At 61.1% G+C, this 13,142-nt stretch carries 15 protein-coding genes; 10 read left to right on the top strand and 5 right to left on the bottom strand.

Going from position 1 to position 13,142, the window contains the following annotated elements; genetic code table 11:
* Nucleotides 1-561: an FKBP-type peptidyl-prolyl cis-trans isomerase gene (locus tag ACFO3E_RS06210; protein ID WP_066526309.1), complete on the top strand. Its 561-nt coding sequence runs from the start codon at nucleotides 1-3 to the stop codon at nucleotides 559-561.
* Nucleotides 562-604: 43 nt separating this feature from the next.
* On the opposite strand, the gene ACFO3E_RS06215 is transcribed toward ACFO3E_RS06210, so the two are convergent.
* The 5 genes from ACFO3E_RS06215 to pyrE are packed head-to-tail and all read right to left on the bottom strand — an operon-like array spanning nucleotide 605 to nucleotide 4,359.
* A complete protein-coding gene (locus tag ACFO3E_RS06215) occupies nucleotides 605-1,684 on the bottom strand; it encodes an AI-2E family transporter (protein ID WP_066526310.1) in 1,080 nt (359 codons plus the stop codon).
* 23 nt (nucleotides 1,685-1,707) lie between these two features.
* On the bottom strand, nucleotides 1,708-2,604 hold the full coding sequence (gene lepB / locus ACFO3E_RS06220; protein WP_066529012.1) for a signal peptidase I: 897 nt from the start codon (nucleotides 2,602-2,604) through the stop codon (nucleotides 1,708-1,710).
* A 32-nt stretch (nucleotides 2,605-2,636) separates the two neighbouring features.
* Nucleotides 2,637-3,038 carry a holo-ACP synthase gene (acpS, locus tag ACFO3E_RS06225; RefSeq protein WP_066526311.1) on the bottom strand — a complete coding sequence of 134 codons (402 nt, stop codon included), beginning with the start codon at nucleotides 3,036-3,038 and terminating at the stop codon, nucleotides 2,637-2,639.
* Nucleotides 3,035-3,772 (bottom strand): pyridoxine 5'-phosphate synthase, encoded by a 738-nt coding sequence (locus ACFO3E_RS06230; RefSeq protein ID WP_066526312.1) that lies wholly within the window; start codon nucleotides 3,770-3,772, stop codon nucleotides 3,035-3,037. The genes acpS and ACFO3E_RS06230 overlap by 4 nt, the downstream gene beginning before the upstream one ends.
* A gap of 5 nt (nucleotides 3,773-3,777) precedes the next feature.
* Nucleotides 3,778-4,359, bottom strand: a complete 582-nt coding sequence (gene pyrE, locus ACFO3E_RS06235) for an orotate phosphoribosyltransferase (protein ID WP_066529015.1) — start codon at nucleotides 4,357-4,359, stop codon at nucleotides 3,778-3,780.
* Between the two features lie 280 nt (nucleotides 4,360-4,639).
* Here pyrE and coxB point away from each other — a divergent pair, with 280 nt between their 5' ends.
* The 9 genes from coxB to ACFO3E_RS06280 all read left to right on the top strand — a co-directional run bounded on the left by coxB (nucleotide 4,640) and on the right by ACFO3E_RS06280 (nucleotide 13,113).
* The gene (gene coxB / locus ACFO3E_RS06240; protein ID WP_066526313.1) at nucleotides 4,640-5,653 is read left to right on the top strand and encodes a cytochrome c oxidase subunit II; all 1,014 of its coding nucleotides are present in this window, start codon (nucleotides 4,640-4,642) and stop codon (nucleotides 5,651-5,653) included.
* 18 nt (nucleotides 5,654-5,671) lie between these two features.
* Nucleotides 5,672-7,339 carry a cytochrome c oxidase subunit I gene (gene ctaD / locus ACFO3E_RS06245; protein WP_066526319.1) on the top strand — a complete coding sequence of 556 codons (1,668 nt, stop codon included), beginning with the start codon at nucleotides 5,672-5,674 and terminating at the stop codon, nucleotides 7,337-7,339.
* Between the two features lie 119 nt (nucleotides 7,340-7,458).
* The gene (locus ACFO3E_RS06250; protein ID WP_066526321.1) at nucleotides 7,459-8,379 is read left to right on the top strand and encodes a heme o synthase; all 921 of its coding nucleotides are present in this window, start codon (nucleotides 7,459-7,461) and stop codon (nucleotides 8,377-8,379) included.
* The gene (locus ACFO3E_RS06255) at nucleotides 8,376-8,507 is read left to right on the top strand and encodes a hypothetical protein (RefSeq protein ID WP_257784355.1); all 132 of its coding nucleotides are present in this window, start codon (nucleotides 8,376-8,378) and stop codon (nucleotides 8,505-8,507) included. The genes ACFO3E_RS06250 and ACFO3E_RS06255 overlap by 4 nt, the downstream gene beginning before the upstream one ends.
* Nucleotides 8,507-9,082, top strand: a complete 576-nt coding sequence (locus ACFO3E_RS06260; protein WP_066526323.1) for a cytochrome c oxidase assembly protein — start codon at nucleotides 8,507-8,509, stop codon at nucleotides 9,080-9,082. The genes ACFO3E_RS06255 and ACFO3E_RS06260 overlap by 1 nt, the downstream gene beginning before the upstream one ends.
* 44 nt (nucleotides 9,083-9,126) lie before the next feature.
* Nucleotides 9,127-9,957: a cytochrome c oxidase subunit 3 gene (locus tag ACFO3E_RS06265; RefSeq protein ID WP_066526326.1), complete on the top strand. Its 831-nt coding sequence runs from the start codon at nucleotides 9,127-9,129 to the stop codon at nucleotides 9,955-9,957.
* 206 nt (nucleotides 9,958-10,163) lie between these two features.
* Nucleotides 10,164-10,802: an SURF1 family protein gene (locus tag ACFO3E_RS06270; protein WP_066526328.1), complete on the top strand. Its 639-nt coding sequence runs from the start codon at nucleotides 10,164-10,166 to the stop codon at nucleotides 10,800-10,802.
* 44 nt (nucleotides 10,803-10,846) lie between these two features.
* Nucleotides 10,847-12,247: a threonine synthase gene (gene thrC, locus ACFO3E_RS06275; protein WP_066526329.1), complete on the top strand. Its 1,401-nt coding sequence runs from the start codon at nucleotides 10,847-10,849 to the stop codon at nucleotides 12,245-12,247.
* Nucleotides 12,244-13,113, top strand: a complete 870-nt coding sequence (locus ACFO3E_RS06280; RefSeq protein WP_066526331.1) for a class I SAM-dependent methyltransferase — start codon at nucleotides 12,244-12,246, stop codon at nucleotides 13,111-13,113. The genes thrC and ACFO3E_RS06280 overlap by 4 nt, the downstream gene beginning before the upstream one ends.
* Nucleotides 13,114-13,142: the final 29 nt, after the last annotated feature.

Genomic DNA, 13,142 nt, shown 5'->3' on the forward strand with positions numbered 1-13,142 from the left:
ATGTCCACGACCGCTGTTCCCCTTCGTCCCATCGCCAAGGGGTCGCTGACGCGTCTCTGGATCGGCGTTGCCGCCGTCGCGATCGCCGCTGGCGGACTGGCCTGGGCCGGGCAGCGCGGAGTTGAGGCTTCGCCCGCAAGCTATCTCGCACATAATGCGGGAGAGGACGGCGTGGTCACGACCGAATCGGGCCTGCAATATAAGGTGCTGGAAGAGGGTGCGGGACCCAGCCCCACCCCCGCCGATGTGGCCTTGGTAGGATATAAGGGAACGCTGCTCGACGGCACCGTCTTCGACGAGAACCCGCAGACGGCGATGCCGGTGGACGGCGTTGTGCCTGGCTTCTCCGAAGGGCTGCAGAAGATGAAGAAGGGCGGCAAATACCGTCTCTGGATTCCGCCGCAGCTTGGCTATGGTGAGCAGGCCGCTGGCCCGATCCCCGCCAATTCGGTGCTGGTGTTCGATGTTCAACTGCACGACTTCAAGTCGAAGGCGGACATCATGCGCATGCAGCAGATGATGCAACAGGGCGCTACCCCGCCACCGCTTCCCGGAAACTGATCAGATCATCTGCATTGGAAGGGCCCGGTTTCCGGGCCCTTTTCTATTCCACGACAACGATAGCGCCCGCGCCGGGCTCGTCTTCCTGCGCCTTCGAGCGTTCCTCCAGATACACTTTGATCATCGCGACGATGGGGTCGGCCAGGAACAGTCCCAATATTCCGAACAGCGCACCGAACAGAATCTGCGCGGCCAGCACTAGCGCTGGAGCGAGGTCGGTCGCACGCTTCGCCACCATGGGCACGATCAGGTAGCCGTCCACGATCTGCACCACCAGATAGACGAAAAAGGCATATAGCCCGGCATCGGTCCCTGCCGAAAATCCCACCAGGACGATCAGCACGCCGGAGATGATCGACCCGATATTCGGCAGGAAGGCAAAAAGCCCCGTCAGGATACCGAGCAGCCCCGCCATCGGCACGCCCCCCGCAAGCAGCAGCAACCAGGTGCCCACGCCCTCGACCGCCATGCCGATCAGCCGCCCGAACATCAGCCGGCGCAAGGTCCAACCCATCCTATCGACCACATTATAAAAGCTCAGCCGCTTGCCCATTGGCAACATCCAGGCGACGCCGCGTTCATACAACCGGGGCTCGGCCGCTATGAAGATCGCCAGCACCAGCATCATGACACCGCTGGTCACCGCACCCATCATCGTACTGACCGCCGCAGTCACGCGGCCGATGGAGTTGAAAGCTTGGCTCGCGAGGCTTTTGAAGTCGTTTGGCGTGGCGGTGACGCCCAATTGCTGCATCCAGTCGCCAAGCCGGTTGATCTGCGTTTCGACGATCGACCGCATAGCCTGGGCCTGCAGCGCCAGGCTCGATCCCGTCAGATAGAATGTGTAGGCGAGAAAGAGCAGCGCCGCGATCAGCACGATGATCAGCCGCCAGCCCCTGCCGATGGGCAGGACGCGTCGCAGCAGGCGTGTCCCGCCATCCATCATCGTTGTCAGGACCAGCGCTCCCATGATCAACATGATCGGTTGAGCGAGCAGCACCAGAAGCCCTGCGGCGAACGCCATGCCGATCCATACGCTCGCGCGCTTAATCTCATGCTGGACGAGGGGGCTGCGAAGTTCGCTGGGGCCGGGTTCCTCGATATGGACGTGCTTGCCGCTCAATCACCAGCCCCTTGTTAGACACGTTATTTCGGGGGTGGAACGCTCTCGGGTCGCAGGCTGTTCCCGGCTCGGCCGCCGCGCAGGCCATGGATCCAGCTGAGCGGGTTCCAGGTGGAATCGCCATCCAGCGAGAAAGTGATGAATTCCGCCCGGCCGCCGATGGCTTCCCATGGAACCGGGCCGCCCAAGCCATTTTCTTCCAGCGGCGCACGGCTGTCGGCGCTATTGTCGCGATTGTCGCCCATCAGGAAAACATGGTGCGGCGGCACGCGCACCGGCCCATACCAATCCAGAGCGCTAGGGCCCATGTCGATGGTGAGGTAGCGTTTGCCGTTCGGTAGAATTTCCTGCCGGACGGGCAACTGGCAATAGTCCTCCCCATCGGCACCCGTGACGCGCGCACCTGGGAACTGGGTGGGAGAGCAAGGCGCATTGCCATCAACGGGGATGCGCACGGGCCTCAACGCCTTCTGCGGGACCGCTACGCCATTTAGAACAACCTGGCCGCCTCGCACTTCTATAATGTCACCGGGCAGTCCGATTACGCGCTTGATATAGTCTTCGCGCCGATTGTGCGGTGAGACGATGACGATATCGCCTCGGTCGGGCAGGTGGCCGAAAATCCGCCCTTTCAGGAAGGGCAGGGGATGGAAGCTGGGCGAAACATAGGACCATCCATAAGGAAATTTGCTCACCACCAGCCGGTCGCCTTTGAGCAACACCGGCATCATGGATTCGCTGGGAATGTAGAAGGGCTTGGCCACAAAGCTGTGAAAGGCCAGCACGGCGAGGATCAGAAGAGCGATGCTCTTCACCTCATGCCACCAATCGATTGCGCCCTTGTCCGCCCGCGCTTGAACCGGCGGCGCTGGCTCTTCAGCAGGCAGCGGATCATTCTCGCTCATATCGGTTGCCGTCATGCTGGGCTTCTCGGATGCAGGGGGTGCGGCCTTCACTGCGGCATGGCCTCGATGATGACGAACGCCTGTGCCCATGGATGATCATCGGTTAGCGTGACGTGAATGATGGGCTTGTGACCCGCAGGGACCATGGACTGAAGCTGGGCGAGCGCTCCGCCGGTCAGCTCCAGCGTTGGCGCGCCGCCCGGGCGGTTGACGACGCCGATATCCTTCATGAACACACCGCGGTTGAAGCCGGTGCCCACGGCCTTGGAAAAGGCTTCCTTCGCAGCGAAACGTTTCGCCAGCGTTCCAGCCTTGGTGAAGGGGCGGCGATTCGCTTTTGTGCGCTCTATATCCGTGAAGACACGCTGCTCGAATCGCGCACCGAACCTATCAAGCGAGTTCTGGATCCGCTCGATATTGCAGAGGTCGGAGCCCAAGCCGATGATCAACGCACCAAGTCCATCTGCCGCCGCATTTCCCGAATGCTGCCTTCCAACCCGCCAAAGATCGCCTCGCCGATCAGAAAATGCCCAATGTTGAGTTCAGCAACCTGAGGAATGGCGGCGATTGGGCCGACATTGTCGAAGGTGAGGCCATGGCCTGCATGCGGCTCAATACCGTTTTTGGCGGCAAGGGCTGCGGCGTCGGCGATCCGTCGCAACTCGTCCGCCCGTTCAGTGCCCGAAACATGGGCATAGCGGCCCGTATGAAACTCCACGACTGGTGCGCCAAGGCGGATTGCTGCTGCGATCTGCGCTGGATCAGCCTCGATGAACAGGCTGACGCGAATTCCTGCGTCCCCAAGTGCCTGCACGATCGGCTTTAACGCTTCGATTTGGCCTGCCGCATCGAGACCGCCCTCGGTCGTCCGTTCCTCGCGCTTTTCCGGCACGATGCACGCTGCGTGCGGCCGATGCTTCAGCGCGATCTCCAGCATCTCCTGGGTAGCCGCCATTTCCAGATTGAGCGGCACGGTGAGCGCCGCCATCAGCGTCACGATATCCTCGTCCCGAATATGACGCCGGTCCTCGCGCAGATGTGCCGTGATGCCGTCGGCACCGGCCTTCACCGCCAGCAGTGCGGCCTTGACGGGATCGGGATGTTCTCCCCCTCGTGCGTTTCGGATGGTCGCAACATGATCGATGTTGATGCCCAGGCGCAGATGAGCGGGGGGATGCTGCATGCTACTTATTGCTTCCGGCTTCCTGGCTTGATCGCGGGTATGGCCGCCAATTCGGGCGGCACCTCTTCTGCTTCATAAACCGGGAAGTTGATGCTTACGAGCGGATAGAAGGGTACGCCCAACTCGACTTCACCCGCAGACCGGTCAACCAGCGCAGCCTCCGCGATGACGATGCCGCCTTCCGCTTCAACCGCTTCTATCGCCTGACGCGAAGAAAGGCCGGTCGTGACCACATCCTCAACCATCAGCACCTTCTGTCCCGGAGTGATGGTGAAACCACGGCGAAGTTCAAATATGCCTTCGGGCCGCTCAAGGAACACGGCATCCTTGTCGAGCGCCCGGCCGACTTCATGACCGATGATCAGGCCCCCCATGGCGGGCGAAACCACCAGGTCGATTTCCTGCCGCAATTCTCGGGGCAGCTTCTGCACAACGGCTCGCGCTAGGCGGCCCGCGCGCTCAGCGTTCATCAATACGCGCGCGCATTGAAGATAATTGGCGCTACGGCGGCCGGAGGAAAGAATGAAATGTCCCTCCAGCAACGCTCCTGCTGCCCTGAATTCCGCCAGTACTTCCTCGTCGGTCATCCGATTTCGATCCATCCGCGCATGCCGCGGCCTCTTTTCAGGGCCGGCTGGCACTTCTTATTCAAACATGAGCCGCGCCCATGACGCGCCCCTGTGCGCGAGGTGCGAGATAGGCGGAGGACAGGGGCGTTGCAACAGTGAAGAAAATCTGCTCCTGCCCGCTTGAGGCATCAAAAAACCATGCCTATAAGCCGCGGCAGATCGACCGGGCGGAGGGGGACGCGTATGCGCGCGCCTTCGTTGCAGCGGCGCCAAGGGGTTACGGGGTAAGAAGACGCTTATGAAAATGGTGAAATCGCTCGTTCTCGCCGGGTTGCTGGCCTTCGCGCCGGCCGCGGCGTTGAACAGTCAGGCGTTGGCGCAGGACAATGCTGCTGTCGCAGCCTCCGCTGCTGACAATGCGGCCGCGCCGGCCGACTCGAGCGCCAATGCGGCGGCTCCGGTTGCGCAAGCTGCTCCGGCAGCCAAGGTCGCCGCGCCGCCCCGGATGAAGCCGACCGAAGGTATCGGCATGCCGCGTCCGGGCGAAATCACCCTGCAGGAGCAGTTCAGCCCCACCGGCCACACGGCCCGTTGGCTGCACGACGTGCTGTTGCTGCCGCTCATCACTATCATCTCGGTCTTCGTTCTGCTCCTGATGCTCTATGTGATGGTGCGTTTTCGCCGCAGCGCCAATCCGGTGCCGTCGAAGACCTCGCACAACACGCTCATCGAAGTGATCTGGACGGTGGTGCCGGTGGTCATTCTGCTGGTCATCGCGGTGCCCTCGATCGGCCTGCTGGCGGACCAGTATAAACCCGCGCCCAAGGATGCGCTGACCGTCAAGGTGACCGGCTATCAGTGGTATTGGGGCTATGAATATCCCGACAACGGGATCCCCGAATATGTTTCGAACATGCTCCCCCGGGACAAGGCCGAGGCGAATGGCGAGCCCTATCTGCTCGCGCCTGACAATCGCATTGTTCTTCCGGTCGGCCGTCCGATCAAGCTGATCATAACGGGCGCCGATGTGATCCACGCCTTTGCTGTACCGTCGCTTTGGCTGAAGATGGATGCGGTCCCTGGCCGTCTCAACGAAAAGACCGTCACCATTGAGAAGCCCGGCGTTTATTACGGCCAGTGTTCGGAGCTTTGCGGCGCGCGCCATGGCTTCATGCCTATCGCCGTCGAGGCGCTGCCTCCCGCCCAGTTCGACCAATGGGTTCTCTCGCAGGGCGGCAAGCTCCAGGGCGCTGCTGCAGCGGCGACTGCCGCCGCTGCTGCCCCGGCTGCCGCACCCGCCGAAAAGCTTTGATGTAAGGGCATAGACGCCATGACAACCATTACCGCAGATCATCACGGCGATCATGCTCATGAGCATCATGACGCCGATCACAAGCCAGCCTTCTTCCAGCGCTGGTTCATGTCGACGAACCACAAGGACATCGGCACCCTCTACCTGATCTTCGCGATCCTCGCCGGCGTGATCGGCGGCGCGATTTCGGGCCTGATGCGTGCCGAACTGGCCGAGCCGGGTATTCAGTACCTCCATACCTGGGCGCAGCTCAGCGACGGCCCTTCGGCCACGCTCGACCAAGCCTATCACCTTTGGAACGTGCTGATTACCGCGCACGGTCTAATCATGGTTTTCTTCATGGTTATGCCCGCCATCATCGGCGGCTTCGGCAACTGGTTCGTTCCGATCATGATCGGCGCGCCGGATATGGCGTTCCCGCGGATGAACAATATCAGCTTCTGGCTGCTCATCCCCGCCTTTGCCCTTCTTCTGGGTTCGACCTTCGTTCCCGGCGGCACCGGAAATGGCGCGGGCACCGGATGGACGGTCTATGCGCCGCTCTCGACCAGCGGTTCTGCGGGTCCGGCGGTGGATATGGCGATCCTGTCGCTCCACATCGCGGGCGCCAGCTCGATCCTGGGTGCGGTGAACTTCATCACCACCATTCTCAACATGCGCGCGCCGGGGATGACCCTGCACAAGATGCCGCTGTTCGTTTGGTCGGTGCTGGTTACCGCCTTCCTGCTGCTGCTCGCGCTGCCGGTTCTCGCTGCGGCGATCACCATGCTGCTGACGGACCGTAACTTCGGCACGACCTTCTATGACGCCGCCGGCGGTGGTGACCCGGAGCTGTACCAGCATCTCTTCTGGTTCTTCGGTCACCCTGAAGTGTACATCATGATTTTGCCGGGCTTCGGCATCGTCAGCCAGATCATCTCGACCTTCAGCCGCAAGCCGGTCTTCGGCTATCTGGGCATGGCTTACGCCATGGTCGCTATCGGTGTTGTGGGCTTCGTCGTCTGGGCGCACCACATGTTCACCACCGGCATGTCCGTGAACGTGAAGATGTATTTCACGGCCGCGACGATGGTCATCGCCGTCCCGACCGGGATTAAGATTTTCTCGTGGATCGCGACCATCTGGGGTGGTTCCATCAGCTATAAAACTCCCATGGTGTGGGCGCTCGGCTTCATCTTCCTCTTCACGGTAGGTGGTGTCACCGGCGTTGTCCTGGCGAATGGCGGCGTCGATGACGTTCTGCATGACACCTATTATGTCGTTGCGCACTTCCACTATGTGCTGTCGCTGGGCGCGGTGTTCGGCCTGTTCGCAGGCTTCTACTATTGGTTCCCCAAGATGTCCGGCCGGATGTACAACGAGTTCCTCGGGCATCTGCACTTCTGGGTCTTCTTCGTCGGCGTGAACATGCTGTTCTTCCCGATGCACTTCCTGGGCCTTTCGGGCATGCCTCGCCGCTATCCCGATTATCCTGAAGCTTTCGCTTACTGGAACGGCGTTGCCAGCCACGGCTATGAAATCATGGCGGTGGGCGTGCTGATCTTCTTCGTGAACGTCTTCTGGTCGCTCGTTGCTGGCAAGAAGGCCGAAGGTAATCCGTGGGGTGAAGGCGCCACGACGCTGGAATGGACGCTGCCAAGTCCGCCGCCGTTCCACCAGTTTGAAACCCTGCCGGTCATCGACTGACGATCGGCGAAAACAAAGGCGCTCCGATCGACGGGGCGCGGGGTAGCGGTTACGGCCGCGGACCCGATATAAGCAGTCCCGGCGTCTTTGATGGCGCCGGGCTGCCGCATGAGGAGCATATGGCAAGTTCGCCGTTCATGGCTGGAAGCTCGTCTTCCACAGTTATCGCGCATTGGCGGGATTTTATCGCCCTGACCAAGCCGCGGGTGATGACGCTTGTTGTCTTCACCGGCCTGTGCGGTCTGCTCGCGGCCCCGGCTCACATTCATCCGGTTCTGGCCTTCACCGCCATCCTCTGCATTGCGCTGGGAGCCGGCGCTGCTGCGACGCTCAACCAATGGTATGAAGCCGATATCGATGCGAAGATGAAGCGAACGGCGAACCGGCCGCTGCCGGCCGGCCGCATGGATCGGCAGTCGGCCCTCCACTTTGGCGTGGGCCTATCCTTTTTCTCGGTTTTGTTGATGGGCGTGGCGACCAATTGGCTCGCTGCGGCTGTTTTGGCGGTGTCCATCCTCTTTTACGTGTTCGTCTATACGATCTGGCTGAAGCCGCGAACGACGCAGAATATCGTGATCGGCGGAGCTGCCGGAGCATTTCCTCCAGTGATCGGCTGGGCCGCTGTTACAGGTGACATTGGCGCTCTGCCCGTCGCACTGTTCATGCTGACCTTCTTTTGGACGCCGCCTCATTTTTGGGCGCTCGCGCTGTTTGTGAAGACCGATTATGCTGCAGCCAACATACCGATGCTGCCGGTCGTATCTGGCGAAGTCGCGACGCGGCGGCAGATTTGGTTCTACACCGCGATCATGGCTGTGGCGGCGATGGCACCCGTTCTGCTGCGCCTGACGGGGCTGATCTATGGCGTTGTCGCGCTACTGGGCACCGGGCTGTTCGTCGTCTTCGCATTCCAGGTTTTTCGGCGGAGGGAAAGCGACTCAAGCCGCATGGGGCCGGAGCGGCGCTTGTTCAAATATTCGATCCTATACCTCTTCCTTCTCTTTGGAGCGGTGGTGGTTGATCGGTGGGTGCTGGCATGACACCCGAGGAGGAAAAGCAGGTGCGCAGCAGGCAGAAGTCACGCGCGATCGTGACGGGGTTGTTGCTCGGCGCGCTGGTCATTCTTTTCTACGCCATCACCATCGCCAAGATCGGCGGAGGCCATTGATGGCCAGCTTGCCGCCTTCGCCTTTCGACCGGGATCGTCGTAATCGGCGGACGCTTGTGGCGATGGCGGGCGTCGGCTTCGCGATGCTCGGGCTGGGTTTCGCGTCGGTCCCGCTTTATCGCATCTTTTGTGAGCGTACGGGTTTCGGGGGTACGACGCAGCGCGCATCAGGGGATCTGAAGATCCAGCCAGCCGTGGGCCACAGCCTGTCAATACGGTTCGATTCGAATGTTCAACCGGGCATGCCCTGGCAATTTTATCCGGAGCATCGGACGGACACGGTGACAGTCGGTGCGCGGGACATGGCGATTTTCATTGCCAAGAATATGTCCGACAAGCCGGTTACGGGAACCGCCAGCTTCAACGTTACGCCAACGCAGGCGGGAGCCTACTTTACCAAGATCCAATGTTTCTGCTTCACGCAGCAGACGCTGCAGCCGGGCCAAGAGGTGCGGATGCCGGTGATCTATTATGTCGATCCAAAGATTCTGGCGGATCCCGACAACCGGGATACTCAGCAAATTACGCTTAGCTACACCTTCTATCCTGTTGAGCAGGATAAAAAGCCAAGCTAAGGCAATCCACGATAACGCGAACCGCGAACAGGGAAGAGTACGTCATGGCAGGCGCCAAGCAGCACGATTATCATATTCTACCGCCCAGCATCTGGCCGCTTTTCGGATCCATGTCGGCGCTGGTGATGGCCTCTGGCGCGATCATGTGGCTGCATCCCGACGCCATGCCTGCGGGCGGCGGTTGGGTATTCCTGATCGGCGTCGCCGGCGTTCTGTTTACGATGTACAGCTGGTGGGCCAACGTAATTGCAGAGGCGCATGCTGGCGATCACACGCCCGTAGTCCAATTGCACCTGCGCTATGGCATGATCCTCTTCATCGCCTCTGAAGTCATGTTCTTCGTGGGCTGGTTCTGGTCCTTCTTCGACTTCTCGCTGTTCCCGAGCCAACTTGCGCCGATTGAAGGGATGTTCCCCTCCAAGGGCATCGAGGTGATGAACGCGTTTGAATTGCCCTTGCTCAACACGTTGATCCTGCTCTGCTCGGGCACCACCGTTACTTGGGCGCATCATGCACTGATTCATGGCGATCGGGAGAGCCTCAAGACCGGCCTGTGGCTGACGGTGATCCTGGGTCTGCTCTTCTCGTCGATCCAGGCCTATGAATATGCGCATGCGCCGTTCCCGTTCGGTGGCAGCCCCTATAGCTCGGCCTTCTATATGGCGACGGGCTTCCACGGCTTTCACGTTCTGATCGGTACGATCTTCCTGATCGTCAATCTGGTCCGCGTCTATAAGGGCCACTTCACTCCGCGCCAGCATTTCGGCTTCGAAGCCGCTGCCTGGTACTGGCATTTCGTTGACGTCGTCTGGCTGTTCCTCTTCGTCGCGATTTACGTGTGGGGTGGCTGGGGCGCTCCGATGCATGGCGGCTGAGCGCTGATACGTCTGAACAGTGAACGGCCGGGCTTGTCCCGGCCGTTTCCTTTTGCCGCTAGGATAATTATGGCTGTGAGGATGCTGCTGTCCGAACCTACGCTGCGCCCATTCTTTTCCAGCGTTTCCTTTCGAGTATCGACTGATATTAGTCAGACGCTCCCGCCGTCGCCGACTGTGGGCGTGATCTCAACGGAGCAGCGGCGATGAAGAATGTACGCTTTCCGCTTTTGGCCACCTTAGTAGTCGCCGCCGCCATTCTCGTCATGATCGGCCTAGGTGTGTGGCAGCTACAAAGGCGTGGCGGAAAGGAGGCCATGCTCGCGCTGGCCGCGGCCAATCCCGCCAAACCGCCAATCAGCTTTCCAGCCATGCCGCCCGTGCCGGCCGAAATGCTGTTCCGCCGTTCGTCTCTTCATTGCCTCGATGTGGTCGGATGGCAGACGGAGGCTGGCCGCGCGGCCGATGGATCGGTCGGCTATCGCTATATCGCTCAATGCTCGACCGGCGCGGAAGGCCCCGGGGCGCTCGTAGCGTTGGGCGTCGCCAAGCAACCGGACCTGGCACCCCGTTGGAAAGGCGGTCAGATAAGGGGCTGGATCTCCGAGGAGCCGGATCACCGGGCCCTTCTTTCGCGGCTTGGCGGCAATGTGCTTCCCTTACGGCCTATGCTGATTGCGGAGCGGGCTCCCGAAGGGCTGAAGTCTGTCGCTCCGCCGAGTGTCGAGGATGTGCCGAACAACCATCTCGCCTACGCGGTTCAGTGGTTTTTCTTCGCCGCTGTCGCCGCGTTCATTTACGTGCTGGCGCTGAATAGGCGGACGCCTCCCGGCGCATCGTCGTAAAAACTTGCTCCGCGGGCTTCGCACCGCTACCGCGCTTTCCCATCATGCAATATGTGAGCACCAGAGGAAGCGCCCCCGCGCTGGGTTTCGAAGATGTGACGTTGGCAGGGCTGGCGTCCGACGGCGGGCTGTACATCCCTGAAAGCTGGCCGCGTTTTCCGGAGGCCGAGATCAGAGCCCTCGCGGGTCTCCCCTATGTCGAGACCGCGGTGCGGGTCATGGCCCCCTTTGTCGCCGGATCGCTCAGCGAGGATGAACTGCGGGATCTGTGCACTACGGCCTATGGTCGCTTCAGCCACCAAGCGGTGACGCCGTTGGCGCAACTGGATCACCAGCATTGGCTGCTGGAGCTGTTTCACGGCCCGACGCTGGCGTTCAAGGACGTGGCCCTGCAACTGCTCGGCCAGTTGTTCGAGCGTTTCCTGTCGCGGCGGGATGATCATCTGACGATCGTCGGTGCGACCTCGGGCGATACAGGATCGGCGGCGATCGATGCCGTGGCGGGGCGTGATAAGATCGATATCTTCATGCTGCATCCCGAAGGCCGGGTTTCCGACGTTCAACGGCGGCAGATGACGACGGTGCGTGCACCCAACGTCCATAATATCGCGATCGAGGGCAGCTTTGACGACGCCCAATCCTTGGTGAAGGCGATGTTCAACGACGCCGCATTTTCCAAGCGCTTCAACCTGTCGGCGGTGAACAGCATCAATTGGGCCCGGCTGATGGCACAGGTCGTCTATTATTTCTATGCCGCGGTTCGTCTGGGCGCACCCGACCGACCGGTGGCCTTCTCGGTCCCCACCGGCAACTTCGGTGATATATTCGCCGGCTATGTGGCCGCTCAGATGGGCTTGCCAGTCGCCAAGCTGATGGTCGCAACCAACGTGAACGATATTCTGCATCGCGCGCTGGCTGATGGCGACTACAGCCAGGGGCAGGTCGTGCAGACGGCGACGCCTAGCATGGACATTCAGATCAGCTCCAATTTCGAGCGGCTGCTTTTCGATGCAGGCGGGCGGGATGGCACTGCGCTGGCGGAACAGATGAAGGGGTTTGAAGCGAGCCGTGCGATGCGCCTCACAAATGCGCAGCGCGCGGGTGCGGCCAAGCTCTTGACCTCGGCCCGCGTGGATGGTGACGCCATGAACATGGCGATCCGTTGGGCTTTTGACGGTTCTGGCCAGGTGATCGATCCTCACACCGCAGTCGGCCTCGCCGCAGCACGCGAGCTGGAAATCGATTCGAGCGTTCCGATCGTTACATTGGCGACCGCCCATCCGGCCAAGTTCCGTGACGCGGTCGAGCGCGCCACTGGTATCCGTCCGCCTCTGCCTGCACGCATGGGCGACCTGTTTGCGCGCGAAGAGGCTTATGCCAAGCTGCCTGCCTCCTTCGATGCGATAACCGCCTATGTCGCGGAGCGCGCTACGCCAAGGGCATGAAGCTCCATACTCTCATCGGCGAGCCTTGGGCTGATTATGGCCTGATCGACTCGGGGCATGGACGCAAGCTCGAACGCTACGGCCGCTTTCGTTTCATCCGGCCGGAGCCACAGGCGATGTGGGCGCCTGCAAGTGCCGATTGGAAGGCAGACGGGGAGTTTGTTCCCGGTTCGGACGAAGAAGGTGGCGGCCGCTGGGTGCATGCGCGACCGGTGCCTTCAGAAGGCTGGCCTCTGTCCTGGAACGAAGTCACTTTCGAAGCAAGTTGCACACCCTTTCGCCACTTGGGCTTTTTCCCGGATATGGCCCCGGTCTGGAGCTGGATGCGCGAGCAGGTCGAAGGGGTCGAGCAGCCTCACATCATGAACCTGTTCGGCTATACTGGCGTCGGCACGCTGGCGATGGCGGCTGCGGGTGCACAGATGGTCCATGTCGATGCGTCCAAGAAGTCGGTGGCCCAGGCGAGAGCCAATGCCGCTGCTTCGGGATTGGAGGATCGGCCTGTCCGCTGGATCGTCGATGATGCGGCAAAATTTGTCGCGCGGGAAGTGCGGCGAGGGCGACGTTATGACGGCATATTGCTCGACCCCCCAAAATATGGCCGTGGGCCAGATGGCGAGGTCTGGCGGCTTGAAGAAGATCTGCCAGGCCTTATCGCCAATTGCCGTCAACTGCTCGATGCAGACAGCCGCTTCCTGTTCCTCACGGTCTATGCGGTGCGCATGTCTGCGCTCGCAATCGGGGAACTGCTGAGACAAGTCTTCGCCGACCTCCCCGGTGATGTAGAGGCGGGCGAGTTGGCCGTGCGGGAGGAAGCGCGTAGCTTAGCATTACCTACGGCGATCTGGGCGCGTTGGCGGCGCTGAGCGTTAGCTGCGGCGGTCCAGCATAGCTA

This window comes from Sphingobium tyrosinilyticum (assembly GCF_042654265.1).
In the GTDB taxonomy this organism is placed as follows: Bacteria; Pseudomonadota; Alphaproteobacteria; order Sphingomonadales; family Sphingomonadaceae; genus Sphingobium; species Sphingobium tyrosinilyticum.